This window comes from Streptomyces litmocidini, assembly GCF_014649755.1.
Taxonomy (GTDB): domain Bacteria; phylum Actinomycetota; class Actinomycetes; order Streptomycetales; family Streptomycetaceae; genus Streptomyces; species Streptomyces litmocidini.
Genome location: NZ_BMTQ01000025.1, coordinates 42,320 through 67,588 on the forward strand (window position 1 = coordinate 42,320; position 25,269 = coordinate 67,588).

The following is a 25,269-nucleotide window of genomic DNA, read 5'->3' on the forward strand; positions in this document are numbered from 1 at the left end:
GCATCCGCTCCGTGAGCGGACGGCGACCACGTAACGTGTCGGCGTACCCGTGGCCGTATCCATGGCCGTGTGCCCGTGGCTCCGGCCGGCGGGCCGTCGGCCGGACCGTACGACAAGCGACTGAAGGAACCATGCAGCGATCAGCTCCGCGAACGCGTCTCACCCGCATACTCGCCTGCGCCGCCGTCCCGGTGATGCTCGTGGTCGCGGGATGCTCCTCGGACTCCGGCGACTCCGGTGGCTCCGGCAAGGCGCAGGAGCAGGACAAGACGTCCGCGTCCGCGTCGGCGACCCCGTCGCCCTCGCAGTCGACGAAGACGGTGGAGCCGGCGAAGTTCGCGAAGCTGCCGGAGGTCTGCAAGTCGGTCTCCGCGAAGACGACGGCGTCGCTGGTGCCCAAGGCGAAGACGAAGAACGGCACGCCGGCCGTCTCCAGTGACCTGACCAGCCGTGGCGGCTGCTCGTGGAACGGGCTGGACGACAAGGGCGTGAAGGGCTCGCAGTACCGCTGGCTGGACGTGTCCTTCTACCGGTACGAGTCGGACGCCTCGCTCGGCAGCGGTCAGGAGCGGGCGCAGGAGAACCTCGCGAAGGAACTCGCGAAGGTCCAGGCGACGCCGGGGGCGAAGAAGCTCCAGACCCACACGGCCACGGGCATCGGCGACGAGGCGAAGACGGTCACGTACCAGCTGCGGAAGACGGACGAGGACTTCGTCTACACGTCGATCGTGGCGCGTACGGGCAATGTGCTGGTGCTGCTGTCGTACAACGGTGCCGGTTACGCGGGCGCGGACACCCCGTCGCAGAAGACGATCACGGACGGTGCGGCGAAGGCGGTCAAGGAGGCCGTCGCCGCGGTCGCCGCAGCCAACAAGTAGTCACAAACCGGCGCAGAGTGGCACATTCACGCGAAGCCCGTCCCTCCCCCGGAGGCCGGGCTTCGCTCACATGTGCCACTCTGTGCGCGCCGGATGTCGAATGACGGGAGGGGTCGCGGGTGGCCGCGATGCAGCTGACACGCACACACCGAATACTCATCGGCCTCGTCATCGGCGGTGCGCTGATCATCGCGGGGATCGGTTTCGCGGGTTCGTACGCCGCCGTGCGCGAACTCGCCCTGCAGAAGGGCTTCGGCACCTTCTCGTACTTCTTCCCGATCGGCATCGACGCGGGCATCTGCGTGCTGCTCGCCCTGGATCTGCTGCTGACCTGGCTGCGGATCCCGTTCCCGCTGTTGCGTCAGACGGCCTGGGTGCTGACGGCCGCGACGATCGCCTTCAACGGCGCGGCGGCGTGGCCGGATCCGCTGGGTGTGGGCATGCACGCGGTGATTCCGGTGCTGTTCGTGGTGGCCGTGGAGGCGGCGCGGCACGCGGTGGGCCGGATCGCGGACATCACGGCCGACAAGCACATGGAGGGCGTCCGGATCACCCGCTGGCTGCTCTCGCCGGTGCCGACGTTCCGGCTGTGGCGTCGGATGAAGCTGTGGGAGCTCCGTTCGTACGAGCAGGTCATCAAGCTGGAGCAGGAGCGGCTGATCTACCAGGCCCGGCTGCAGGCGCGGTTCGGGCGGGGGTGGCGGCGCAAGGCTCCGGTGGAGGCCCTGATGCCGCTGCGGCTGGCCCGGTACGGGGTGCCGCTGGCGGAGACGGCTCCGGCGGGTCTGGCGGCGGCGGGCATCGAGCCGGCCCTGCTTCCGCCGGGGTCGCCCCAGTCGGTGCCGGCGCAGCCGGTGCCGCTCGCGCGGGCTCAGCAGTCGGCGGTGCCGCAGGCCCAGCTTCCGGCGCAGGCGCAGGTGCCGGGTCAGGAACCCGGCCCGGTTCAGGGGCAGGTGCCGGGTGGGCCGGTGAATCACGAGAGTCCGTGGTTCGACGCGCCGCAGGTCTCTCCGGAGGCGTACGAGGGGACGTACAACCCGCAGATCGTGGAGGGCCTCGAACCGATGCCGGTCCCGGTGCCGCAGGGGCCGGAGGACGTGCCTCCGCCGGGTCCGGAGGAGTTCGTGCCGTATCCGGAGTACGTGGAGCAGCCGGAGCCGCAGGCCGACGAGTTCGAGGACGTCGTCTACAAGGTCATGGGGTCGTACGTGCTGGAGCACGAGCGGTTCCCGGCCGAGGACGAGTTGGCGCGGCTGGTGGCCGAGCAGTACGGCCTTGCGGAGTTCCCGGCGTCCGACATCGACCTGCTGCGGCAGGCGGTGCCGGGTGCGCAGGAGCGGGTCCAGCAGGCCAGGGCCGACGTGGACGCCCCGTAGGGGCGCGAGCAACGCGTGCTGAAAGGGGCCGCCGCCCGGATCTCTCCGGGCGGCGGCCCCTTTCCCGTGCTCAGGTCACGTGCTCGGGTCGGTCGCTCACGAGCCGAGCAGCTTGCGCACCCGGTCCGCGCCCACCGCGAGCAGCAGCGTGGGCAGGCGGGGGCCCGTCTCGCGGCTGACGAGGAGCTTGTAGAGCAGGGCGAAGAAGGCGCGCTGGGCGAGCTTGAGCTCCGGGGTCGGCTTGGCCTCGGGGTCGAGTCCGGCCATGACCTTCGGGACGCCGTAGACGAGGGTGGTGAGTCCGTCGAGCGACCAGTGGGTGTCGAGGCCCTCCAGGAGGAGGCGGAGGGATGCGCGGCCCTCGTCGTCCAGCGAGCCGAGGAGCTCGGTGTCGGGCTCCTCGCGGACGACGGTGCGCTGGTCGGCCGGGACCTGGTTGGTGATCCAGCTCTCGGCGCGGTCGAGGCGCGGGCGGACCTCGTCGAGGGAGGTGACGGGGTTCTCGGGGTCGAGTTCGGTGAGGATCCGCAGGGTCTGCTCGTCGTGGCCGGCGGTGATGTCCATGACGGAGGCGAGGGTGCGGTACGGGAGCGGGCGCGGGGTGCGCGGCAGTTCGCCGGCGGCCGTGCGGGTGGCACGGGAGTGCGCGGCGGCGTCGGCGGGCAGGACGGTGCCGTCGGCGACCTTGGCCTCCAGCTTGTCCCACTCGTCGTAGAGCCGCTGGATCTCCTGGTCGAAGGCGATCTTGAAGGACTGGTTCGGCCTGCGGCGGGCGTAGAGCCAGCGCAGGATCTGGGGCTCCATGATCTTCAGGGCGTCGGCCGCGGTGGGCACGCCGCCCTTCGAGGAGGACATCTTGGCCATGCCGCTGATGCCGACGAAGGCGTACATGGGGCCGATGGGCTGGACGCCGTCGAAGATGCGGACGATCTGACCGCCGACCTGGAAGGACGAGCCGGGCGAGGAGTGGTCGACGCCGGAGGGCTCGAAGACGACGCCCTCGTAGGCCCAGCGCATGGGCCAGTCGACCTTCCAGACCAGCTTGCCGCGGTTGAACTCGCTGAGCTCGACGGTCTCGGAGAAGCCGCAGTTCGTGCAGGTGTAGGCGAGCTCGGTGGTGTCGTCGTCGTAGGAGGTGACGGTGGTGAGGTCCTTCTCGCACCGCCCGCAGTAGGGCTTGTACGGGAAGTAGCCGGAGGAGCCGCCGGAGCCGTCGTCCTCGGCGGCGGCGCCGGAGCCCTCCTCGGCCTCCAGCTCGGCCTCGTCGACGGGCTTCTGGGACTGCTTCTTCGGGGCCTTCTTCGTCCGGTACTGGTCAAGGATGGCGTCGATGTCGCCGCGGTGCTTCATCGCGTGCAGGATCTGCTCGCGGTAGGTGCCGGAGGTGTACTGCTCGGTCTGGCTGATCGGGTCGTACTCGACGCCCAGCTCGGCGAGGGACTCGACCATGGCGGCCTTGAAGTGCTCGGCCCAGTTGGGGTGGGGCGAGCCGGCCGGGGCCGGGACGGAGGTCAGCGGCTTGCCGATGTGCTCGGCCCAGGAGGCGTCGATGCCCTCGATGCCGTTCGGCACCTTGCGGTAGCGGTCGTAGTCGTCCCAGGAGATGAGGTGCCGGACCTCGTACCCGCGGCGGCGGATCTCGTCGGCGACCAGGTGCGGGGTCATGACCTCGCGGAGGTTGCCGAGGTGGATGGGGCCGGACGGGGAGAGACCGGAGGCGACGACGACCGGTTTGCCAGGCGCACGTCGCTCCGACTCGGCGATGACCTCGTCCGCGAAACGGGAGACCCAGTCGGTCTCGGTGCTGCTCTGAGCCACGGTCGTACGTCCTTCTTTCTGGAAGTCCCAAAGCCTTACAGCTCTACGTCTGTCATTGTCCCAGACGGAACGACGCGCTCCGAGGTTGTCCACAACCTGGAGCCGTCCACGACCCGGAGCCGTCCACAGCTGGAGTCGCCCGCGGTCCGAAGTCGTCCACAGGCGGGGAAAACACGTTGCTCTCCCATGGGACACTTGACAAGCGAAATAGACCACTGGACTCCTCTGGACTCCTCCACTGGACTCCTCAGACGGAACGGAAGCTCATGGCCTCGGTCCCTTCCCTCGCTTCGACCGTGCAGCAGCGCCTCGCGGACGGCCTCTCGGCGGCTCTGCCGGACGCCGCGTCCGCCGACCCGCTGCTGCGACGAAGCGACCGGGCCGACTTCCAGGCCAACGGCATCCTGGCGCTGGCCAAGCGGCTCAAGGGCAACCCGCGCGAGCTGGCGACGAAGGTCGTCGAGGCGATCCCGGCCAATGACGTCCTGAAGGAGATCGAGGTCTCGGGCCCCGGCTTCCTGAACATCACGGTGACGGACGCGGCGATCATCGACACCCTCGCGGCCCGTGCGGCGGACGCGCGTCTCGGCGTGCCGTTCGACGAGTCGGCGGGCACGACGGTCATCGACTACGCCCAGCCGAACGTGGCCAAGGAGATGCACGTCGGCCACCTGCGGTCCGCCGTGATCGGCGCGGCGATGGTCGAGATCCTGGAGTTCACCGGCGAGACGGTGGTCCGGCGCCACCACATCGGCGACTGGGGCACCCAGTTCGGCATGCTCATCCAGTACCTCATCGAGCACCCGCACGAGCTGGACCACTCGTCGGAGGCCGAGGTCTCCGGCGAGGAGGCCATGTCGAACCTGAACCGGCTGTACAAGGCCTCGCGCGCCCTGTTCGACTCGGACGAGGAGTTCAAGACGCGGGCCCGGGCGCGCGTGGTGGACCTCCAGGCGGGCGACGAGGAGACCCTGGCCCTCTGGCAGCGGTTCGTCGACGAGTCGAAGATCTACTTCTACTCGGTCTTCGACAAGCTGGACATGGACATCCGGGACGCCGACGTCGTCGGCGAGTCCGGGTACAACGACATGCTGGTGGAGACCTGCCGGATCCTGGAGGAGTCGGGCGTCGCGGTCCGCTCCGAGGGCGCGCTGTGCGTGTTCTTCGACGACGTGAAGGGCCCGGACGGCAACCCGACGCCGCTGATCGTGCAGAAGTCCGACGGCGGCTTCGGCTACGCGGCGACGGACCTGTCGGCGATCCGGGACCGGGTGCAGAACCTGAAGGCGACCTCCCTGCTGTACGTGGTGGACGCCCGTCAGTCGCTGCACTTCAAGATGGTCTTCGAGACGGCCCGCCGGGCCGGCTGGCTGAACGACGAGGTGAAGGCCGTCCAGCTGGCCTTCGGCACGGTCCTGGGCAAGGACGGCAAGCCGTTCAAGACCCGTGAGGGCGAGACGGTCCGGCTGGTGGATCTGCTGGACGAGGCGGTGGACCGGGCGACGGCGGTCGTCCGCGAGAAGGCCGAGAAGGTGGGCCTGACCGAGACGGAGATCGTCGAGAACGGCCAGTACGTCGGCATCGGTGCGGTGAAGTACGCCGACCTGTCGACGTCCGCGGCGCGGGACTACAAGTTCGACCTGGACCAGATGGTGTCGCTGAACGGCGACACGTCGGTGTACCTCCAGTACGCGTACGCCCGCATCAAGTCGATCTTCGGCAAGGCGGGCGACCGCACGCCCGTCGCCCACCCGGAGCTGGAACTCGCCCCGGCGGAGCGCGCGCTCGGCCTGCACCTGGACCAGTTCGCCGAGACGGTGTCCGAAGCGGCCGCGGAGTACGCGCCGCACAAGCTCACCGCGTACCTGTACCAGCTCGCCTCGCTGTACACGACGTTCTACGACCAGTGCCCGGTCATCAAGCCGGAGCCGGCGAAGGAGGTCGCGGAGAACCGTCTCTTCCTCTGCGACCTGACGGCCCGCACGCTCCACCAGGGCATGGCCCTGCTGGGCATCCGGACGCCCGAGCGGCTCTGACGCGCCCGGTACGAGGCCCCCGGTACGGTCCGCCGTGCCGGGGGCCTCGTCGTCGCCGGGTCGTCAGCGGATTTCGCGCGAGGTCCGGCCGGAGACCTCGTCGATCTCCTTGTGCGCCTTCTGGAGGAGCTGTGAGGCGAGGTCCATGAGGGCGCGCGCGCCGGCGATCTCCTCGCCCACCCGCAGCTGGTCCGGGTCGGAGGGGTGGCGGTTCGCGGTGCCGTGGGCCCGGAATTCGGTGCCGTCGCCGAGCCGGACCATGGCTGCGGCCCGCGTCCGGTCGCCTTCCTCCTGGAATTCCATCTCCACGTGCCATCCGACGAGCGTGTGCATCATGAGGACCACCTCCACCGAGGTACCTGTCGGCTACCACTCCAGGGTGCGCCGCCCGGTGCCGCCCCACCACTCGCCTCGTTGTCAGTGGCCGCCCCTACCTTCTGGTCATGGCGATGATCCCGAACCAACTGCCCAGACTCGCGTCCGACCCGACCGGCCGTTCCCTCGGCCTCGACCTGCCACCAGGCGCCCTCGCGGGCCCGGAGGACACCCCGTACCTCTGGTCGGGACACGACGCGGCAGGCCCCGCCGCCTGGGCCGCGCTGCGCCCGGCGGCCCGCACGGCGGGGCTGCTGCCGGTGCTGCTGGGCGGGGAGTGGGGCCTGGACCGGTGGGAGTTGATGCCGGAGCGGATGAGCGACCCCGCGGACCACGACGCGGAGGAGGTGCTCGCCGGGTTCTGGAAGTCCTGTGCGGCGGACGAGATCGGGGCCTCGCCCGCCGACTGGCCGGGCCTGGCTCCGGCGCGGCCGCTGGGCACGGACCCCGACCGGGCGGCGGCCGACGTCGCGGAGCTGCTGACGGAGCCGGGCTTCTGGCTGGCGGACGCGCGCCCGGCGCTGGTGCCAACCCGGCGGAGCGCCGACATACCGGCGGTCATCGGGTGGACGGGACCGCTGAACCACGAGAACGACGTGGCCCGCCTGTGCGCGGTGCTGCGCTCCTGGGAGGACCGTTTCGGCGCGCGGGTCGTCGCGCTCACCTTCGACCAGCTGGTGGTGTCGGTGGCGGCACCGCCCCGGACCGTGGAGGAGGCCGAGGCGGTGGCGGCGGAGCACTTCGCGTTCTGCCCGGACAACGTCGCGCAGGGGGAGCACGACGGCCTGCGCGAATACGCCCGGGCGGCGCTGGTGGACGCCCCGGTGTGGAGCTTCTGGTGGGACTAGGCCCTGGCTATCCGCGCCCGGCGGACAGGTTCCGCGCGACCTCGGTGGCCCAGTAGGTGAGGATCATCCGGGCACCGGCGCGGCGGATGCCGGTGAGGGTCTCCAGGATCGCCTTGTCGCGGTCGATCCAGCCCTTCTCGGCGGCTGCCTCGACCATCGCGTACTCACCGCTGATCTGGTACGCGGCGACGGGCACGTCGACGGACGCGGCGACCTCGGCGAGCACGTCCAGGTAGGGCCCGGCGGGCTTGACCATCACCATGTCGGCGCCCTCCTCCAGGTCGAGCGCGAGCTCGCGCATCGACTCGCGGAGGTTGGCGGGGTCCTGCTGGTAGGTCTTGCGGTCGCCCTTGAGGGAGGAACCGACGGCCTCGCGGAAGGGCCCGTAGAAGGCGGACGAGTACTTGGCCGTGTAGGCCAGGATCGACACGTCCTCCTTGCCGATGGTGTCCAGGGCGTCGCGGACGACGCCGACCTGGCCGTCCATCATCCCGGAGGGACCGACGACGTGGACGCCGGCGTCGGCCTGCACCTGGGCCATCTCGGCGTAACGTTCCAGCGTGGCGTCGTTGTCGACGCGGCCCTCGGCGTCCAGGACGCCGCAGTGGCCGTGGTCGGTGAACTCGTCGAGGCACAGGTCCGACATGATGACGAGCTCGTCGCCGACCTCGGCCTTCACGTCCCGGATGGCGACCTGGAGGATGCCGTCCGGGTCCGTGCCGGCCGTCCCGGCGGCGTCCTTCTTCTCGTCCTCGGGCACGCCGAAGAGCATGATCCCGGAGACCCCGGCCTCCAGCGCCTCCACGGCGGCCTTCCGCAGGGTGTCCCGGGTGTGCTGCACGACTCCGGGCATGGCCTGGATCGGCACGGGCCGGGTGATCCCCTCGCGCACGAACGCGGGCAGGATCAGGTCGGCGGGATGCAGCCGCGTCTCGGCCACCATCCGGCGCAGGGCAGGCATCGTCCGCAGCCGCCGCGGGCGTGCCCCGGGAAAGGATCCGTACGAGTTCATGGATCCGAGGCTACGCCCGTGGGGGCAGTGCCCTTACCGACGCGTTGTGGGCATACGCCTCGGCCCATCCCGCCGCGAGCAGCCCCCGCCGGACCGACACCGCCCTCTCTACGGGCCGCACCCACCGGGGCGGCACCCACCCCGTTGTGGGCAGTCGTTCCGCTGGGGCGGAACGGGTGGGCACAACGGACGGCGCCCTTGCCGGCGCCCGAGGATGCTGCGCCTGGACCCGCGCCCCCATGCACGGCGCACACGGGTGCGGGTCGGGGCGCGGAACGCGGAGGCGCCGCTGGGGGCGCCGTCCCGTGTGCCCACCCTCCCCCGAGCTCTCGGCTTCGCTCGAGCAGGGGGGACCCCCTCGCCCAGCGGGACGATTGCCCACACGGCGGGTACGGGAGGGGCGCTGCCCAACAGGGCGCGGGCCCCACACGGCGGGTGGGCGGGGGCACCGCGGGCCCGCACAGGCGGGGGCGCCGCCCAGCCGGGCGCGGGCCCGTACAGCCGGGGGCGCCGCCCGCACGGGTCGGGGCGCCGTCCCGTCGAGGACGCTCGCACGGGCGGGCGGGCTCGACGGGACGGCGCCCCGGAAAAGTGTTCCCAGCGCGGACCCGCCCCCGAGCGGGCCCGCACCACGAGCGCTACGTCGTCCGACGCCGCCGCGCCCCCGGTCTCCGCTCCGACGGCCGTGTCACCGGGTCCCCCGCCTCCAGCGCGGACTCCCGGCGCCGGAGGCCGAAGTCCGCGAGGGCCTCGGCGAGCTTGTGGACGGACGGCTCGGGCGAGAGGACGTCGACCCGCAGGCCGTGCTCCTCCGCCGTCTTGGCGGTGGCCGGGCCGATGCAGGCGATGACCGTCACGTTGTGCGGCTTGCCGGCGATGCCGACGAGGTTCCGCACGGTCGAGGAGGACGTGAAGAGCACGGCGTCGAAGCCGCCGCCCTTGATCGCCTCCCGCGTGTCCGCCGGCGGCGGCGAGGCCCGGACGGTCCGGTAGGCGGTGACGTCGTCGACCTCCCATCCGAGCTCGATCAGGCCCGCGACGAGCGTCTCGGTCGCGATGTCGGCGCGCGGCAGGAAGACGCGGTCGATCGGGTCGAAGACCGGGTCGTACGGCGGCCAGTCCTCGAGGAGGCCCGCCGCGGACTGCTCGCCCGACGGCACGAGGTCCGGCTTCACGCCGAAGTCGACCAGGGCCGCCGCGGTCTGCTCGCCCACCGCCGCGACCTTGATCCCGGCGAAGGCGCGGGCGTCGAGCCCGTACTCCTCGAACTTCTCCCGTACGGCCTTGACGGCGTTCACCGAGGTGAAGGCGATCCACTCGTACCGGCCGGTGACGAGTCCCTTGACCGCCCGCTCCATCTGCTGCGGGGTGCGCGGCGGCTCGACGGCGATCGTCGGGACCTCGTGCGGCACGGCGCCGTACGAGCGCAGCTGGTCGGAGAGCGACGCGGCCTGCTCCTTGGTGCGCGGCACGAGGACCCGCCACCCGAAGAGCGGCTTCGACTCGAACCACGCCAGCTGGTCCCGCTGCGCCGGGGCGCTGCGCTCGCCGACCACGGCTATGACGGGCCGGTGTCCCTCGGGCGAGGGGAGGACCTTGCCCTGCTTGAAGACCTGGGCGATGGTCCCGAGGGTCGCGTTCCAGGTCCGCTGGCGGGTGGTCGTGCCGGCGATGGTGACGGTGAGCGGGGTGTCCGGCTTACGGCCAGCCGCCACCAGTTCACCGGCCGCCGCCGCGACCGAGTCCAGAGAGGTGGACACGACGACGGTGCCGTCGGAGGCGCCGACCTCGGTCCAGCACCGCTCGTCGGCGGTCCGGGCGTCGACGAAGCGCACGTCGGTGCCCTGCGCGTCGCGCAGCGGCACACCGGCGTAGGCGGGCACGCCGACGGCCGTGGCGACGCCGGGGACGACCTCGAAGGGGATGCCCTCGGCGGCGCAGGCGAGCATCTCGGCGCCGGCGTTCCCGTCGAGGCCGGGGTCGCCGGTCACCGCACGGACGACCCGCTTGCCGCCCCGCGCGGCCTCCATGACAAGATTGGCGGCATCCCTCAACACGGGGACACCGGCGGTTGTTGACGTCTCGTCAACGACCGCCAGCTCAGGCGTGCTCACCCCCGCGCGCGCATGGCCGCGAACGACGTCGAGCACCTCCGGCTCGGCGATCAGGACGTCCGCCCCCGCGAGGGCCTCGACGGCCCTGAGGGTCAGCAGTCCGGGGTCGCCCGGTCCTGCGCCGAGGAACGTGACGTGCCCGTGGCCCGCGAGGGCCGGGGACAGCGGGCTGGTGGTCGGGCTGGTGGGGTTCAAAGTGCTCGCTCCCCCATAAGACCGGCCGCACCCTTGGCGAGCATCTCGGCCGCGAGTTCGCGTCCGAGCGCCAGGGCCTCGTCGTGCGAGGTGGGTACGGGTCCGGTGGTGGACAGCTGCACCAGCGTCGAGCCGTCGGTGGTGCCGACGACGCCGCGCAGGCGCATTTCGGTGACAACCTGCCCGTGACCGGGGTCGTCGGCCAGCAGGTCGGCCAGCGCACCCACGGGTGCGGAGCAGCCGGCCTCCAGGGCGGCGAGCAGGGATCGCTCGGCGGCCACGGCGGCCCGCGTGCGCGGGTCGTCGAGGGGTGCGAGCGCGGCGACGAGTTCGGTGTTCGACGCCAGGCATTCGACGGCCAGGGCCCCCTGGCCGGGGGCGGGCAGGACGGTGTCGACGGCCAGCGGCTCGGCGGTCAGGCCGTCGAGGAGTTCGTCGGTCCCGCCGATGCGGTTGAGTCCGGCCGCGGCCAGGACGACCGCGTCCAGTTCGCCCTTGCGGACGTAGCCGACGCGGGTGTCGACGTTGCCGCGGATGGGGACGCAGGTGAGGTCCAGGCCGTGGTTGCGCGCGTGGGCGTGGAGCTGTGCCATCCGCCGCGGGGAGCCGGTGCCGACCCGGGCGCCCGCGGGCAGCCGGTCCAGCGTCAGGCCCTCGCGGGCGATCAGCACGTCGCGCGGGTCCTCGCGGCGGGGGATCGCGGCCAGCACCAGGTCGGGGTGCTGCGCGGTCGGCAGGTCCTTCAGGGAGTGCACGGCGAAGTCCACCTCCCCGGCGAGCAGCGCGTCGCGCAGGGCGGCGACGAAGACGCCGGTGCCGCCGATCTGCGCGAGGTGCTCCCGGGAGGTGTCCCCGTACGTCGTGATCTCCACGAGCTCGACGGGCCGGCCGGTCAGCTGCCGGACGGCGTCGGCCACGTGCCCGGACTGGGCCATGGCGAGCTTGCTGCGCCTGGTCCCGAGCCTCAGTGCCCTCTCGGTCATACTCGCCCTCGGTTCTTGACGTCGGCGTCATTCAGGTCGGCCCGGCTGACAGAAGCCACCGTCTCCGGGTCGAGGTCGAAGAGTGTCCGCAGCGCGTCCGCGTACCCGGCGCCGCCGGGTTCGCTGGCCAGCTGCTTGACCCGCACGGTCGGCGCGTGCAGGAGCTTGTCGACGACGCGGCGCACGGTCTGGGTGATCTCGGCGCGCTGCTTGTCGTCGAGGCCGGGGAGGCGGCCTTCCAGGCGGGCGACCTCGCTGGCCACCACGTCGGCCGCCATGGTGCGCAGGGCGACCACGGTCGGGGTGATGTGGGCGGCGCGCTGGGCGGCGCCGAAGGCGGCGACCTCGTCGGAGACGATGCCGCGCACCTGGTCGACGTCGGCGGCCATGGGCGCGTCGGCGGAGGCCTCGGCGAGCGACTCGATGTCGACGAGCCGGACGCCGGGGACGCGGTGGGCGGCGGCGTCGATGTCGCGGGGCATGGCGAGGTCGAGCAGGAAGAGCGGAGCCGTGCGTTCCCGCGTCGCGTCCTCGACGGCCTCGCCGGTGAGGACGAGTCCGGTGGCGCCGGTGCAGGAGACGACGACGTCGGCACGTGTCAGTTCGTCGCCGACGGCAACCATCTCGACCGCGTGCGCGGCGACGCCCGTACTCCCGGGCTCGCTCAGGATCTGTGCGAGGCGCTCGGCGCGGGCCAGGGTGCGGTTGGCGATGACGATCTCGGAGACGCCGGAGCGCGCGAGCGTCGCGGCGGCGAGCGAGGACATCGAGCCAGCGCCGATGACGAGGGCCTTCTTGCCCCGGGCCCAGGTCTCGACGTCCGCGTCCTGGGCGAGCTGCTCCAGGCCGAAGGTGACGAGCGACTGTCCGGCCCGGTCGATCCCGGTCTCGCTGTGGGCGCGCTTGCCGACCCTCAGGGCCTGCTGGAACAGGTCGTTGAGGAGCCGGCCGGCGGTGTGGAGGTCCTGGCCGAGGGCGAGGGCGTCCTTGATCTGGCCGAGGATCTGGCCCTCGCCGACGACCATGGAGTCGAGTCCGCAGGCCACCGAGAAGAGGTGGTGGACGGCCCGGTCCTCGTAGTGCACGTAGAGATAGGGAGTGAGTTCGTCCAGGCCGACGCCGCTGTGCTGGGCGAGGAGCGTGGACAGCTCGGCGACACCGGCGTGGAACTTGTCCACGTCGGCGTAGAGCTCGATGCGGTTGCAGGTGGCCAGGACGGTGCCCTCGGTGGCCGGTTCGGCGGCGAGGGTGTCCTGGAGCAGCTTGATCCGGGTGTCCGCCGACAGCGAGGCCCGCTCCAGGATGGAGACCGGGGCGCTGCGGTGGCTGAGTCCGACGACGAGGAGGCTCATGCCGGCATCACCGCGGGGACGTCCCCGTCGGGTCCCTTGCGGCCGGTGTCGCCCGTGGCGCCACGGGGGGCCGGCGGTGCGGCGACCGCGGGCTCGGCGTCCGTGTCGGGGCCCTCCTCGGCGCTGCTCTCCTCGCCGGCCTTGCGCTGCTCGTGGAAGGCGAGGATCTGCAGCTCGATGGAGAGGTCGACCTTGCGCACGTCCACGCCGTCGGGCACGGAGAGCACGGTCGGGGCGAAGTTCAGGATGGAGGTGACTCCGGCGGCCACGAGCCGGTCGCAGACCTGCTGGGCGACGCCGGCCGGGGTCGCGATGACGCCGATGGAGACGCCGTCCTCGCTGATGATCTTCTCGAGGTCGTCGCTGTGCTGGACGGGGATCCCGGCGACCGGCCTGCCGGTCATGGCGGGGTCGGCGTCGATGAGCGCGGCGACGCGGAAGCCGCGGGAGGCGAAGCCGCCGTAGCCGGCGAGTGCGGCGCCGAGGTTGCCGATGCCGACGATCACGACGGGCCAGTCCTGGGTCAGGCCGAGTTCGCGGGAGATCTGGTAGACGAGGTACTCGACGTCGTAGCCGACACCGCGGGTGCCGTACGAGCCGAGGTAGCTGAAGTCCTTGCGCAGCTTCGCGGAGTTGACCCCCGCCGCGGTCGCGAGCTCCTCGGAGGAGACCGTGGGTACGGAGCGCTCCGAGAGCGCGGTCAGTGCGCGCAGATACAGCGGAAGCCGGGCGACGGTGGCCTCGGGAATTCCTCGGCTACGGGTCGCCGGTCGGTGAGTTCGGCCAGTTGCCACGGTGCTCCTGCGGGATGAGCGGGGCTGCAGGCGGCCATGCGTCCCAAGACCGCCCCGTCGAATGCAGGCTATGTCTTTGTGAACGCGTGCACAAAGATGGTGTCCGTTTTGTCCGCCCAAAGTGACCGGGGTCACGCGGCCGGTTCGCATCCTCGCGGAACCGCGGAGCGCGTCGGAGCGTTGATATCCCGAAGGGGGCAAAGCCGCACACTCTCCTCACGGTGCCGCCCCCGGAACCCAACAAAACGTCCACGATGGTAACCGCCTTCCGGTCACGCACCCAGTTCGCGACGGAGCCGTCCGGCGTCCACGCGCCAGAAGGTGTGCTGCTCGCCGTCGACCAGCACGACGGGGATCTGCTCCCAGTAGGCCCGGTGGAGCTCCTCGTCCCGGGTGATGTCCTTCTCCTCCCAGGTGGCCCCGGTCTCCGCGCAGACGGCCTCGATCACCGCGCGGGCGTCGTCGCAGAGGTGACACCCCGGCTTGCCGATCAGGGTCACCACGCGCGGGGCGGCGTCCCCGCCGGCCCCGGCGCCCTTCCCCGACCCGGCGTCCTTCTTCTTCGCACGTCCGAACATGACGTCCATTCTGCGGGGCCCGCGGGCCCCGGTGACACGGCCGGCGCCGACTGTTCACTCCCCGGCGTCCTCACAAGTCGGGAAGCACCGAACAGACTGGCTATGCTCAACGGCATGGCCGCTCTGGGATGGCTCACCCCCCGTAGGCGCTCCGCCACCGCGCGCAGCGTCCTGGCAGGCGAGGCCGCCGCCGAGGCGGCGCGCAAGTCCTCGCTCCAGCTGGAACAGGAGCGCGAGGAGGCCGCCGCCGCCGAATCCGCGGTCGCCGAGCCCGAGTTCCCGGTCGTCGGCGACGTGCGCGCCGCGGCCTTCTTCGACCTCGACAACACGGTGATGCAGGGCGCCGCGATCTTCCACTTCGGGCGCGGCCTGTACAAGCGGAAGTTCTTCCAGCGCCGCGAACTCGCGCGCTTCGCCTGGCAGCAGGCCTGGTTCCGGCTCGCCGGCGTCGAGGACCCCGAGCACATGCAGGACGCCCGTGACAGCGCGCTGTCCATCGTCAAGGGCCACCGCGTCTCCGAACTGATGTCGATCGGCGAGGAGATCTACGACGAGTACATGGCCGACCGCATCTGGCCCGGCACCCGCTCCCTCGCCCAGGCGCACCTGGACGCGGGCCAGAAGGTCTGGCTGGTGACGGCCGCCCCGGTCGAGACGGCCACGATCATCGCCCGCCGGCTCGGCCTGACCGGCGCGCTGGGCACGGTCGCCGAGTCGATCGACGGCGTCTACACGGGCAAGCTGGTCGGCGAGCCCCTGCACGGACCGGCCAAGGCCGAGGCGGTACGGGCCCTCGCCGCCGCCGAGGGCCTCGACCTGAACCGTTGCGCCGCGTACAGCGACTCGCACAACGACATCCCGATGCTGTCGCTGGTGGGACACCCGTACGCGATCAACCCGGACGGCAAGCTCCGCAAGCACGCGAAGGACCGGGACTGGCGGCTGCGCGACTACCGGACCGGCCGGAAGGCCGCGAAGGTCGGCATCCCCGCCGCCGCGGGCCTGGGGGCGCTGGCCGGCGGCACCGCCGCCGCGGTCGCCCTGCACCGCCGTCGCCACTGACGCCTCCCGCGGGGTCGCGCCCCCGGCGCGGCCGCCCGGTCTGCCGATACGTTTCGGCTGCGATCACCTGCGACAACCCCGGACCAGGGGCACTCACCCGTCCGTGGTCGAACAGCACCGCACAGGTCGACCGCCGGGCATTCCCGCCTCCTTACCCCGCAGCGGCCCCGTTCATTCGCACGTCCCGGACTTGAGCACAACGCATCGCCCGCACAGTCACACTCGGAAGCAAACCGATCAAAAAACAGTCATGAACTGCGACTTGATGCGACTACAAGCAGTAACAGATACGACGGAACCGGTGATTTGAGCAACTGGGTGTAGCGCTGCCTGTACGAAGCGTTATTCTCCTCAGACGCACAAAGGACCCCTCACGTCGCCACGACGGGTGAACGGTCCCGCACTGCACGTGATGGAAGCTCTGCCTCTGGGAGTCCCGTGTACCCACACGTCGGGGTTGACACCTCGGGCCTGGCTACGCTGCGCGCAACGGTCCTCGACCACTTGCGCGGCTTCGTCCCCACCGCGTACGCCGGCCCTGTCCCCGCCTTCGCCTTCGCCGCACCGGCACCCGCCGGCCCTTGCTATGCCCTGGCCGACGGCGGCGCCGCCGTGGGCAGACGGGGCGCCCGATCCGGAACCTCGACCCCCGCCCGCCGTCCCACCGCGGACAGCGACAGCGCCCGCATGATGGACCTGGTCGAACGCGCCCAGGCCGGCGAGGCCGAGGCCTTCGGTCGCCTGTACGACCAGTACAGCGACACGGTCTACCGCTACATCTACTACCGCGTCGGCGGGAAGGCGACGGCGGAGGACCTCACCAGCGAGACCTTCCTGCGCGCCCTGCGCCGGATCTCCACCTTCACCTGGCAGGGCCGCGACTTCGGCGCCTGGCTCGTCACCATCGCCCGGAACCTGGTCGCCGACCACTTCAAGTCCAGCCGCTTCCGCCTGGAAGTCACCACCGGCGAGATGCTCGACGCCAACGAGGTCGAGCGCAGCCCCGAGGACTCCGTCCTGGAGTCCCTCTCGAACGCCGCCCTGCTCGACGCGGTCCGCCGCCTCAACCCGCAGCAGCAGGAGTGCGTGACGCTCCGGTTCCTGCAGGGCCTCTCGGTCGCCGAGACCGCCCGGGTCATGGGCAAGAACGAGGGCGCGATCAAGACCCTCCAGTACCGGGCCGTCCGCACCCTGGCCCGCCTCCTTCCGGACGACGCCCGCTGACCGCTCCGCGCCCCCCACACGCATCCCCCTGCCCCGGTCCGCGCCCCCACGCCCCCGCCTCCCCCCACGCCCCCACGACCCCCGCCCAACTCACAGTCGGTGACGCCCCGATGACGCACTGGTCCGATCATCTTTCGCGCGTAACCCAAGTGCCGCGCCGCTCGTTGTGCGGGATGCAGACTCCCTGTGGTCACGCCACGTCCACAGCCACTCACTCTTTCGTGTGGATGTGCTCAAGGTGTGCAACCTTCCGGACCCCCCGGAGAGTCGACCGTCATGACGAGAGGAGGTGCCGCCAGTGATCGCGAACGTATCGGCGCACCGGCGGGCGAACGCCTTCGCCCAGGCCCTGGAGGACCGGGCGTCCGAGGACGCGGCGGCCGAACAGCCCGAGGCCCCGGCGGAGCCGGCCGAACCCGCCGAGCAAGGACGGCTGTTGGCCTTGGCGAACGGCCTCGGCGAGCTGCCCAGACCGCAGCTCGACCCCGAGGTCAAGGTGGTGCAGCGAGCCCAGCTCGTCGCCGCCATGGAGGCGATGCTCCTGGAGGGGAGCGCCGCCGCGAGCCCTACGGTGCCGGAGCAGCGGACGTCCACCGGCAAGGGATCCCACCGGGCGTCCCCCCTGAGGAAACTGCGTCCCCGGTCCCGCTGGACCAAGGGCCTCGCCGCCGGCGGCCTCACGGTCGGCGTGGCGGCCGGCGCCTTCGGCGGCGTCGCCGCCGCCAGCTCCGACGCCCTCCCCGGTGACTCGCTCTACGGACTCAAGCGGGGCATGGAGGACATCAAGCTGGGCATGGCGGACGACGACGCGGACCGCGGCGGCATCTACCTCGACCAGGCCTCCACCCGCCTCAGCGAGGCCCGCCGGCTCATGGAGCGCGGCCGCCTCGGGGAGCTCGACCACGAGTCCCTCGCCGAGATCCGCCGCGTCCTGGGCGGCATGAAGCACGACGCCTCCGAGGGACGCCGGCTGCTCCGCGAGGCCTACGAGCGGGACGGCGAGATCGGCCCGATGGCACGGCTCAACTCCTTCGCCCAGGCCCACCGGAGCACCTGGAACGGCCTCCGCGACCGGCTCCCCGTCCAGCTGGCGGACGTCGGCAGCGAGGTGACGGACGTCTTCGACGCCATAGACGAAGACGTCGAGCCGCTCCAGTCGGTGCTGCCCCGCACCCCCGAGAGGGGCGCGATCGGCTCCGAAGGACCGCGCAGCAGCCCCGCCGCCCCGAGCGGCACCCAGGGAACGGACAGCCACCGGCCGACGGCCGGCCAGGAGACGTCCCCCTCGGGCAGCCACTCCGCCGCGCCCCGCCCGTCCGGGTCCAGCGCGGGAGCCACTCCGAGCACGGGCAGCGGCTCCGGCTCGACCGAGGACGACGGCCTCCTCGGCGGCAGCACCGGCGGACTGCTCAAGCCCTCCCCGACGGGCACACCGACGGCCCCCACGGAGGACCAGGTCACCCCGGACGTGCCGGACGTGACCCTCCCGCCCCTCCTGCCGGGTCTCCTTCCGGGCCTCGGCATCGACGGCGAGGACGCTCGCTAGCAGGAGGAGGGGGCGCCCCCACGGACGGGGGCGCCCCCTCTTCCTGTCTGCGAAGAACCACCGGTCACCTGCGGAGACCACCGGTCAGAAGAACACCGACCGCCGCTGCACCAGCAACTTGTACAGCGTGTGCTGGATCTGCTCCCGCACCTGATCCGTCAGGTTGAACATCAGCATCGGGTCCTCCGCCGCCTCCGGCGCGTACGAGTCCGTCTCGATCGGCTCGCCGAACTGGATCGTCCACTTCGTCGGCAGCGGCAGCGCCCCGAGCGGCCCCAGCCAGGGGAAGGTCGGGGTCAGCGGGAAGTACGGGAAGCCGAGCACCCGCGCCAGGGTCTTGGCGTTCCCGAGCATCGGGTATATCTCCTCCGCCCCCACGATCGAGCAGGGCACGATCGGCACCCCGGCCCGCAGCGCGGTCGAGACGAAGCCGCCCCGCCCGAACCGCTGGAGCTTGTACCGCTCCCCGAAGGGCTTCCCGATCCCCTTGAAGCCCTCCGGCATCACCCCGACGATCTCGCCGGCGCGCAGCAGCCGCTCCGCGTCCTCCGCGCAGGCCAGCGTGTGCCCCGCCTTGCGGGCCAGCTCGTTGACGACGGGCAGGACGAAGACCAGGTCCGCCGCGAGCAGCCGCAGGTGCCGCCCCGCCGGATGGTGGTCGTGGACGGCGACCTGCATCATCAGGCCGTCCAGCGGCAGCGTCCCGGAGTGGTTGGCGACGATCAGCGCCCCGCCCTTGGCCGGGATGTTCTCGACGCCCTTCACCTCCACCCGGAAGTACTTCTCGTACAGCGGGCGCAGCAGCGACATCAGGACCTGGTCGGTGAGTTCCTCGTCGTAGCCGAACTCGTCGACCTCGTACTCGCCGGTGACCCGCCGCCGCAGGAACGCGAGCCCGCTCGCGAGCCGCCGCTCCCAGCCGCTCCCGCCGGACGCGCCCCGTCCCGGCTCCGGTCCCGCCGCGGTCCCCGGCCCGGAGGCACCGGGCGCCCCGGGGCCGCTGGGAGCCCCGGAGGCTTCGGAGCCCCCCTCTGGCCCTCCCGGCTTCCCGGACTCCCCCGGGGCCTGCTGCGGCCCGGGCAGGGCCCGTACGGCCGCCGCCTCGCCCTCGGCCCTGGCGGGCCTCCGGCGGGCCCGGGAACGGTCGTCGTCGAACGGAATGACCTTGGCGTCCGCCATCGCAGTCGGGTCTCCTCAGGCGCCGTGGTGAAGGGGGGAGGCTTCGGTGGGGTGCGCGGCCGGCGGAGCCAGCCGCGCGGAGAGCCGGTCGACCGCCCCGGCGAGCAGTTCGGGCGGCAGCAGCCCCGGCCCCCGGCTCCGCGCGAAGTCGTCGAGCGCCTCCGCCGTCGAGTAGCGCGGCGAGAAGCCCAGGACCTCGCGCGTCTGGGCCGTCGAGACGACCCTGCCGTGCGTGAGCAGCCGGATCTGCTCGGGTGCGAAGTCGGTGATCCCGACCGCGCGCAGCGCGGTGCCCACCCAGGTGACCGCGGGCAGCAGCACCGGCACCGTCGGCCGTCCCAGCCGCCGCGCGCACTGGGAGAGCAGCAGCACCCCGTCCCCGGCCACGTTGAACGTGCCGCTGTTCTGGGTCGACCTGCGGGGCTCGTGCGCGCCCAGGCGCAGGACATCGATCACGTCGTCCTCGTGGACGAACTGCAGCCGCGGGTCGTAGCCGAGGACGGTGGGCAGCACCGGCAGCGCCAGGTACTCGGCGAGCGGGGAGTCGATCCGGGGCCCGAGGATGTTCGCGAACCGCAGCACGCACACCGCCACGTCCGGCCGGCGCCGGGCGAAGCCCCGGACGTACCCCTCGACCTCGACGGCGTCCTTCGCGAAGCCGCCGCTCGGCAGGGACTTGGCGGCCGTCGTCTCGGTGAAGACGGCCGGGTCGCGGGGCGCGGAGCCGTAGACGCTCGTACTGGACTTGATCACGAGCCGCCGGATCCGGGGCGACTTCTGGCAGGCGCCGAGGAGCTGCATGGTGCCGATGACATTGGTCTCCTTGACCGACGTCCGGCCTCCGCCGCCGAGCGCCGTGCCGGTGACGTCGAGGTGGACCACCGTGTCGACGTCGTGCTCGGCGAGGACCTTGGCGATCTCGGGGCGGCGGATGTCCGCCCGTACGAACTCGGCGGCGCCGAGCTGGTGCGCGGGGTCGACCGCGTCCACGGCGATCACCCGCTCCACTTCCGGGTCCCGCTGGATCCGCCGCACGAAGCGGCCGCCCAGATGCCGGGCGGCACCGGTGACGAGCACGACCTTGCCCAAGATCAGCGCCTTCCGTCCGTCTTCCGTTGGACGCCACCGTAGCGCCTGGAGATTTCCGCGGGACAAAAGCGTGGCCCTACGCAGAGGCGTGGCCCTCCACCGCGAACGGTGAAGGGCCACGCCCGACGCACTGACGCTGCGAAGCAGCTGTCGCCTTACTTCTTGTTGCGACGCTGAACGCGCGTGCGCTTGAGCAGCTTGCGGTGCTTCTTCTTCGCCATCCGCTTGCGCCGCTTCTTGATAACAGAGCCCACGACTACCCTCGCTCACTTCTCGGAACATCCCCGCACTCGGCGGGGATCGGTGCGGGGCGTCTGGGCCCACACGACCTACGTCGGCCTAGCCTACCGTCCCGAGGACCGCACTCGTAATCCGAGGGCCATACAGAGCTTTCCCGGCGTTACGGCCGCGCGCTCGCTACGCGGTCCCCACCCCCACGAAGGACTCCCGCAGGTACTCGTGAACGGCCTGTTCCGGCACCCGGAAGGACCTGCCCACCCGGATCGCCGGCAGATGACCGCTGTGCACCAAGCGGTACACGGTCATCTTCGACACGCGCATCACCGAGGCGACTTCCGCCACGGTCAGAAACTTGACCTCGTTGAGAGGTCGATCGCCAGCAGCCATGACCCACCTGTACCTTCCGCCGCGACGCCCACCGGCTTCCCCTCCGGTGACTCTTCGTCGCCGAGCGCTCACTCTCCAGACTAGGGGCGGGTGGTACGAGTGGGGAAGAGGAGCTGCCATCGGCCGTTTACCGTGACAGACGCGCTCGATTGAGTACATAGCGCGTCAGCGGGAGGTAGGAGGCGGAGCGCACGCCGTCATCGAGCGGAACGGCCACCGACACCCGCCCCTCGGCCTCTCCGACGAACAGCGCCGGATCATCCGTATCGGCGAGACCGATGGCCTCGATACCCAGCTGACCTGCCCCGCAGACCCATCCGTGGTCCCCCACCACGAGCTCGGGCAGCGGCCCGCCGCTCTCGGCCGCACTCTCCAGGGCGGCCCTGACCGGCAGCGGCGAGTGGGAATGCGCCCCCGGCACACGCCCGTCCACGGGCGGCCCGGGTTCCCGTACCAGCGCGACCCCGCGTACGTAGTCGAGGAGGTACGTGCGTACGCCGAACCGGGTCGTTATGTCGACACATCGCCCCTGCGCCGGTGTGAGGACAAGACATCCCGCCGCCGACAAAGCGTCTGCGAGAGCGACGTAGAAACCGAGCAGCCGGTGCGGATGGCCCGTCCCGAGGAGCACCGGAACCCGCCGCGCGGCCGCCGCGCCCAAGCGCGCGGCGAAGGCGTCGAGCCTCCGCACCGTGCGCTCCGGATCGATGGCGTCCGGCCCCGCCCGGTGCAGCGGATCCCCCGACACCCCGCACTTGTCGGCCATCAGCCGCAGCAGACCGGCCTCGTCCCACTCCCGGTCGGGGTCGAGCCCGAGCAGCACCCGCGGATCGCGCGCGGCGAAGAGCCGATAGCTCCGCAGGTTCTCCTCCCGCGAGGTCGCCACCGTGCCGGCCAACCCCGACGCCAACAGATGCGCCCGCAACGCCCCGGTACTCCACACCCGTCCGATGCTGCCGGAACACCACCGCCCGGGGATCCGAACCTCCCGGACACCCCACCGTCGGCGTAACACCCAGGAGAACGTTCTAGATCGCCTAGGCGAGCAGCCCCCGCAGCGGGAAGGCCGCCCTCCGCGTCGCCAGCACCGCCTGGTCGAGCCGGTCCGCCGGGTCGTACCCCTCGGACCAGTCACGGAAGCCCACCGGCCACCGCCCGTCCGTCATCCGCAGCGGACCCGGCTGCCGGGTCCGCGCGTACGCCTCGTCCCGCCAGGACGCCGGGATCGCCGACTCCGGATCCACCGGAGCGTGCGCCGCGATCCCCACCAGGTGGGTCCACGACCGCGGTACGACGTCCACCACCGCGTACCCGCCGCCGCCCAGGGCCAGCCAGCGCCCCTCCGCGTGCGCGTGCGCGAGCTCGTGGCAGGCCTCCTGCACCGCCCGCTGCGCGTCCAACGACACCGCCAGGTGCGCCAGCGGGTCCTCGAAGTGCGTGTCCGCCCCGTGCTGCGTCACGAGCGCCTGCGGCCGGAAGTCCGCGAGCAGCTCCGGCACGACCGCGTGGAAGGCCCGCAGCCATCCCGCGTCCCCCGTCCCGGCCGGCAGCGCCACGTTCACGGCCCCGCCCTCGCCGGCCCCCGCCGCGCCCGTCTCCTCCGGCCAGCCCGTCTGCGGGAACAGCGTCCGCGGATGCTCGTGCAGCGAGACCGTCAGGACCCGCGGGTCGTCCCAGAACGCCGCCTGCACCCCGTCCCCGTGGTGCACGTCCACGTCCACGTACGCGACCCGCTCGGCGCCCAGTTCGAGGAGACGGGCGATGGCCAGCGAGGCGTCGTTGTAGATGCAGAACCCGGACGCGCCCCCCGGCATCGCGTGGTGCAGCCCGCCCGCGAAGTTCACCGCGTGCGCGGCCTCCCCCCGCCAGACCGCCTCCGCCGCCCCCACCGACTGCCCGGCGATCAACGCCGACACCTCGTGCATCCCGGCGAACGCCGGATCGTCGACCGTGCCGAGCCCGTACGCCTGGTCCGCCCGGCGCGGATCCGCCGACGCCGCCCGCACCGCCGCCACGTAGTCCTCGCGGTGCACGAGCCGCAGCGTCGAGTCCCCGGCCGGCTTCGCCGCCACCACGTCCACCGCCCGGTCGAGCCCGTAGGCCCGCACCAGCGACATCGTCAGCGCGAGCCGTACCGGATCCATCGGATGCTCGGGCCCGAAGTCGTACTGCGTGACAGCTTCATCCCACATCAACAGTGCGCGGCCGCTCATGCCCGCCACCGTATCGGGCCTCTCGCGAACCGAACGACGTGGCGTACACCACCGTCACCAGGACCAGCACCATCGGCACCACCATGGCCCCCCGATAGCTCCACGCGTCACCGAGCGCCCCCACCAGGGGAGACCCGACGAGGAAACCGACGTAGTTGAAGACGTTGAGCCGTGCGACCGCGGCGTCACTGTCACCCGGGAACAGCCTCCCCGCCGCGGCGAAGGTCTGCGGCACGATCACGCTCAGCCCGAGCCCGAGCACCGTGAACGCGGCGATCCCCACCCAGGCCCCCGGAGCCACCGCGACCAGCGCGAACCCGAGGCCCGCCAGCACCGCCCCCGCCCGGACCACCACGACGGCACCGAACCGCCGCACCCCGAAGTCCCCGACGGCCCGCCCGAGCAGCGTCGTCACCATGTACGCGTTGTACGGCACGGTCGCCATCTCCTCGGAACTGCCGAGCACGTCCTGGAGGTACTTGGCACTCCAGTTGGAGACGGTCGAGTCCCCGATGTACGCGAAGGTCATCACGAGACACAGCGGCAGCAGCACCTTGAAGACGACACCGCTCCCCTTGCCCTCCCCCGCCCCGCCCGGCACGGGCCCCTCACCGGTCACGTACCACCGGCTGCCGGCGAACGCGACGGGCAACAGCACGGCCACCACCGGCAGATAGGACACGAACAGCGACAGGTGCCAGTGCGCCCCCGCCCAGGCCAGCGAGGCCCCCGCGATCCCGCCGAGGCTGTACGCGGCGTGGAAGCCGAGCATGATGCTCCGGCCGTACGCCCGCTGGAGGCTCACCCCCAGCATGTTCATGGACGCGTCGAGCGCGCCGACCGCGACCCCGAAGAGGCCCAGCGCGACCGCCGCGTGCCAGAGTTCGGAGCCCAGCCCCACCGCGAGGAGGGCGAGCAGCACGAAGGGCTGCGCCCACCGGAGGACCACCGCGGGCCCCACCCGGGCGACGACCTTCTCGGTCGCCACGCTCGCCACCCCGGCCAGGATCGGCACGGCGGCCAGGAAGGCCGGCAGCAGCCCGTCCGAGATCCCGTACTGGTCCTGGATGGCCGGTATCCGGGTCACGAGCAGGGCGAAGGTGACCCCCTGCACGAAGAAACTGACCGTCAGGGATCCCCGCCCACGCCGCAACCGCGCATCTGTCATGGCGGCACAGCGTACGGCCGGAACCTACCGCTGGGTAGATGGATCACGTCCCCAAAATCGCGGGAAGCTCGTCCATCCTCCCGAAGAAGCCCCTGGCCCCGGCCAGCTTCGCCTCGGGCGTCATCGCGGTGAACCCGTACACGTCCATCCCGGCGGCCAGGGCCGCCTGCACCCCCAGTCGGCTGTCCTCGATCACCACACACCGCTCGGGAGCGACCCCCATCCGCTCGGCGGCGTGCAGGAACAGGTCGGGCCAGGGCTTCCCCCGGCCCACGTCCTCGGCGCTGAACACGATCTCGTCCCGGAACCAGGCGTCGAGCCCCGTCTTCCGGTGACCGACCCGGATCCGCTCATGGCTCCCGGAGGAGGCCACGCAGTACGGAACGCCGGCGGCGACCAGGCCCTTGAGCACGTCGGCGGCGCCGACCACGGCCTCCAACTCGGCCTGGAAAGCGGTGAAGACCCGCGCGTGGAAGACCTGGTCGAAGTCCTCGGGCAGCCGCTGCCCGCTCCGCTCCTCGACCACCTCGTGAATGCGGTGCATGGCGGACCCCATGTAGTCCCGCACCGACTCCTCGTACGTGGTGGGGTGCCCGAGCTCCGTCAGATAACCGGCCAACAGGGTGTTGGAGATCGGCTCGCTGTCCACGAGCACACCGTCGTTGTCGAAGATGACCAGGTCGTATCGCATGACCACAGCGTAGAACGCAAAAATGCCTCAGCCCCCGGACAGGGTCCGGGGGCTGAGGCTAAAAATTGTTCGGCGGCGTCCTACTCTCCCACAGGGTCCCCCCTGCAGTAC

23 protein-coding genes are annotated in these 25,269 nt (G+C 71.8%); 7 read left to right on the plus strand and 16 right to left on the minus strand.

The annotated features are described in order from the left end of the window. The first annotated feature begins 131 nt into the window (after window positions 1–131). Both IE180_RS33665 and IE180_RS33670 read left to right on the plus strand, forming a co-directional pair. Window positions 132–878: a DUF3558 domain-containing protein gene (locus IE180_RS33665; RefSeq protein WP_190160747.1), complete on the plus strand. Its 747-nt coding sequence runs from the start codon at window positions 132–134 to the stop codon at window positions 876–878. A 128-nt stretch (window positions 879–1,006) separates the two neighbouring features. After that, entirely contained in the window at window positions 1,007–2,254 is a 1,248-nt protein-coding gene (locus IE180_RS33670) for a DUF2637 domain-containing protein (RefSeq protein WP_190160748.1), read from the plus strand. A 96-nt stretch (window positions 2,255–2,350) separates the two neighbouring features. On the opposite strand, the gene lysS is transcribed toward IE180_RS33670, so the two are convergent. Further along, a complete protein-coding gene (lysS, locus tag IE180_RS33675; RefSeq protein ID WP_190160749.1) occupies window positions 2,351–4,072 on the minus strand; it encodes a lysine--tRNA ligase in 1,722 nt (573 codons plus the stop codon). 266 nt (window positions 4,073–4,338) lie between these two features. Between lysS and argS the strand changes: the two genes are divergently transcribed. Continuing rightward, complete coding sequence (argS, locus tag IE180_RS33680; protein ID WP_190160750.1) at window positions 4,339–6,108, plus strand: arginine--tRNA ligase; 1,770 nt, start codon at window positions 4,339–4,341, stop codon at window positions 6,106–6,108. 63 nt (window positions 6,109–6,171) lie between these two features. Here the strand turns inward: argS and IE180_RS33685 are convergent, their stop codons facing one another. Continuing rightward, a complete protein-coding gene (locus tag IE180_RS33685; protein WP_190160768.1) occupies window positions 6,172–6,441 on the minus strand; it encodes a DUF1876 domain-containing protein in 270 nt (89 codons plus the stop codon). 110 nt (window positions 6,442–6,551) lie between these two features. Here IE180_RS33685 and IE180_RS33690 point away from each other — a divergent pair, with 110 nt between their 5' ends. After that, on the plus strand, window positions 6,552–7,331 hold the full coding sequence (locus tag IE180_RS33690; protein ID WP_190160751.1) for a DUF4253 domain-containing protein: 780 nt from the start codon (window positions 6,552–6,554) through the stop codon (window positions 7,329–7,331). Window positions 7,332–7,338: 7 nt separating this feature from the next. Here IE180_RS33690 and hemB read toward each other — a convergent pair whose 3' ends face one another. From hemB to IE180_RS33720, 6 genes are all read right to left on the minus strand, one after another. After that, window positions 7,339–8,343 (minus strand): porphobilinogen synthase, encoded by a 1,005-nt coding sequence (gene hemB, locus IE180_RS33695; protein ID WP_190160752.1) that lies wholly within the window; start codon window positions 8,341–8,343, stop codon window positions 7,339–7,341. Between the two features lie 638 nt (window positions 8,344–8,981). After that, window positions 8,982–10,652: a bifunctional uroporphyrinogen-III C-methyltransferase/uroporphyrinogen-III synthase gene (locus IE180_RS33700; RefSeq protein WP_190160753.1), complete on the minus strand. Its 1,671-nt coding sequence runs from the start codon at window positions 10,650–10,652 to the stop codon at window positions 8,982–8,984. Then, a complete protein-coding gene (gene hemC / locus IE180_RS33705; RefSeq protein ID WP_190160754.1) occupies window positions 10,649–11,635 on the minus strand; it encodes a hydroxymethylbilane synthase in 987 nt (328 codons plus the stop codon). The genes IE180_RS33700 and hemC overlap by 4 nt, the downstream gene beginning before the upstream one ends. Beyond that, on the minus strand, window positions 11,632–12,987 hold the full coding sequence (locus tag IE180_RS33710) for a glutamyl-tRNA reductase (RefSeq protein ID WP_190160755.1): 1,356 nt from the start codon (window positions 12,985–12,987) through the stop codon (window positions 11,632–11,634). Before IE180_RS33710 ends, hemC begins: the two co-directional genes overlap by 4 nt. Next, a complete protein-coding gene (locus IE180_RS33715; RefSeq protein ID WP_190160756.1) occupies window positions 12,984–13,781 on the minus strand; it encodes a redox-sensing transcriptional repressor Rex in 798 nt (265 codons plus the stop codon). Before IE180_RS33715 ends, IE180_RS33710 begins: the two co-directional genes overlap by 4 nt. 272 nt (window positions 13,782–14,053) lie before the next feature. After that, window positions 14,054–14,368 (minus strand): glutaredoxin family protein, encoded by a 315-nt coding sequence (locus IE180_RS33720; protein ID WP_229861175.1) that lies wholly within the window; start codon window positions 14,366–14,368, stop codon window positions 14,054–14,056. A gap of 105 nt (window positions 14,369–14,473) precedes the next feature. Here IE180_RS33720 and IE180_RS33725 point away from each other — a divergent pair, with 105 nt between their 5' ends. The 3 genes from IE180_RS33725 to IE180_RS33735 all read left to right on the plus strand — a co-directional run bounded on the left by IE180_RS33725 (window position 14,474) and on the right by IE180_RS33735 (window position 18,191). Beyond that, a complete protein-coding gene (locus tag IE180_RS33725) occupies window positions 14,474–15,421 on the plus strand; it encodes an HAD family hydrolase (protein ID WP_190160757.1) in 948 nt (315 codons plus the stop codon). Window positions 15,422–15,859: 438 nt separating this feature from the next. Beyond that, window positions 15,860–16,645, plus strand: coding sequence for an ECF subfamily RNA polymerase sigma factor, BldN family (locus IE180_RS33730; protein WP_030694341.1), 786 nt, complete (start codon window positions 15,860–15,862; stop codon window positions 16,643–16,645). Between the two features lie 298 nt (window positions 16,646–16,943). Next, on the plus strand, window positions 16,944–18,191 hold the full coding sequence (locus IE180_RS33735; protein ID WP_190160758.1) for a DUF5667 domain-containing protein: 1,248 nt from the start codon (window positions 16,944–16,946) through the stop codon (window positions 18,189–18,191). A gap of 84 nt (window positions 18,192–18,275) precedes the next feature. On the opposite strand, the gene IE180_RS33740 is transcribed toward IE180_RS33735, so the two are convergent. The 8 genes from IE180_RS33740 to IE180_RS33775 all read right to left on the minus strand — a co-directional run bounded on the left by IE180_RS33740 (window position 18,276) and on the right by IE180_RS33775 (window position 25,158). Then, window positions 18,276–19,370, minus strand: coding sequence for a 1-acyl-sn-glycerol-3-phosphate acyltransferase (locus tag IE180_RS33740; RefSeq protein ID WP_190160759.1), 1,095 nt, complete (start codon window positions 19,368–19,370; stop codon window positions 18,276–18,278). Window positions 19,371–19,385: 15 nt separating this feature from the next. Beyond that, on the minus strand, window positions 19,386–20,459 hold the full coding sequence (locus IE180_RS33745; RefSeq protein ID WP_190160760.1) for an NAD-dependent epimerase/dehydratase family protein: 1,074 nt from the start codon (window positions 20,457–20,459) through the stop codon (window positions 19,386–19,388). Between the two features lie 155 nt (window positions 20,460–20,614). Further along, window positions 20,615–20,713, minus strand: coding sequence for a 30S ribosomal protein bS22 (locus IE180_RS33750; protein WP_003948845.1), 99 nt, complete (start codon window positions 20,711–20,713; stop codon window positions 20,615–20,617). A 163-nt stretch (window positions 20,714–20,876) separates the two neighbouring features. After that, complete coding sequence (locus IE180_RS33755; protein ID WP_030223786.1) at window positions 20,877–21,086, minus strand: helix-turn-helix domain-containing protein; 210 nt, start codon at window positions 21,084–21,086, stop codon at window positions 20,877–20,879. 127 nt (window positions 21,087–21,213) lie between these two features. Then, window positions 21,214–22,029 carry a phosphatase gene (locus IE180_RS33760; protein WP_190160761.1) on the minus strand — a complete coding sequence of 272 codons (816 nt, stop codon included), beginning with the start codon at window positions 22,027–22,029 and terminating at the stop codon, window positions 21,214–21,216. Window positions 22,030–22,123: 94 nt separating this feature from the next. Continuing rightward, complete coding sequence (locus tag IE180_RS33765) at window positions 22,124–23,299, minus strand: acetoin utilization protein AcuC (protein WP_190160762.1); 1,176 nt, start codon at window positions 23,297–23,299, stop codon at window positions 22,124–22,126. Next, entirely contained in the window at window positions 23,268–24,467 is a 1,200-nt protein-coding gene (locus IE180_RS33770) for an MFS transporter (RefSeq protein ID WP_190160763.1), read from the minus strand. Before IE180_RS33770 ends, IE180_RS33765 begins: the two co-directional genes overlap by 32 nt. Window positions 24,468–24,510: 43 nt before the next feature. Then, window positions 24,511–25,158: an HAD family hydrolase gene (locus IE180_RS33775; RefSeq protein WP_190160764.1), complete on the minus strand. Its 648-nt coding sequence runs from the start codon at window positions 25,156–25,158 to the stop codon at window positions 24,511–24,513. Window positions 25,159–25,269 lie beyond the last annotated feature (111 nt).

Coding starts and splice junctions, on each gene's coding strand:
- IE180_RS33720 (WP_229861175.1), bottom strand. CDS start 14,368: ATGGACGTCATGTTCGGACGTGCGAAGAAGAAGGACGCCGGGTCGGGG.
- IE180_RS33775 (WP_190160764.1), bottom strand. CDS start 25,158: ATGCGATACGACCTGGTCATCTTCGACAACGACGGTGTGCTCGTGGAC.
- IE180_RS33770 (WP_190160763.1), bottom strand. CDS start 24,467: ATGACAGATGCGCGGTTGCGGCGTGGGCGGGGATCCCTGACGGTCAGT.
- argS (WP_190160750.1), top strand. CDS start 4,339: ATGGCCTCGGTCCCTTCCCTCGCTTCGACCGTGCAGCAGCGCCTCGCG.
- hemB (WP_190160752.1), bottom strand. CDS start 8,343: ATGAACTCGTACGGATCCTTTCCCGGGGCACGCCCGCGGCGGCTGCGG.
- IE180_RS33685 (WP_190160768.1), bottom strand. CDS start 6,441: ATGCACACGCTCGTCGGATGGCACGTGGAGATGGAATTCCAGGAGGAA.
- IE180_RS33755 (WP_030223786.1), bottom strand. CDS start 21,086: ATGGCTGCTGGCGATCGACCTCTCAACGAGGTCAAGTTTCTGACCGTG.
- IE180_RS33665 (WP_190160747.1), top strand. CDS start 132: ATGCAGCGATCAGCTCCGCGAACGCGTCTCACCCGCATACTCGCCTGC.
- hemC (WP_190160754.1), bottom strand. CDS start 11,635: ATGACCGAGAGGGCACTGAGGCTCGGGACCAGGCGCAGCAAGCTCGCC.
- IE180_RS33710 (WP_190160755.1), bottom strand. CDS start 12,987: ATGAGCCTCCTCGTCGTCGGACTCAGCCACCGCAGCGCCCCGGTCTCC.
- IE180_RS33725 (WP_190160757.1), top strand. CDS start 14,474: ATGGCCGCTCTGGGATGGCTCACCCCCCGTAGGCGCTCCGCCACCGCG.
- IE180_RS33740 (WP_190160759.1), bottom strand. CDS start 19,370: ATGGCGGACGCCAAGGTCATTCCGTTCGACGACGACCGTTCCCGGGCC.
- IE180_RS33690 (WP_190160751.1), top strand. CDS start 6,552: ATGGCGATGATCCCGAACCAACTGCCCAGACTCGCGTCCGACCCGACC.
- IE180_RS33670 (WP_190160748.1), top strand. CDS start 1,007: ATGCAGCTGACACGCACACACCGAATACTCATCGGCCTCGTCATCGGC.
- IE180_RS33765 (WP_190160762.1), bottom strand. CDS start 23,299: ATGAGCGGCCGCGCACTGTTGATGTGGGATGAAGCTGTCACGCAGTAC.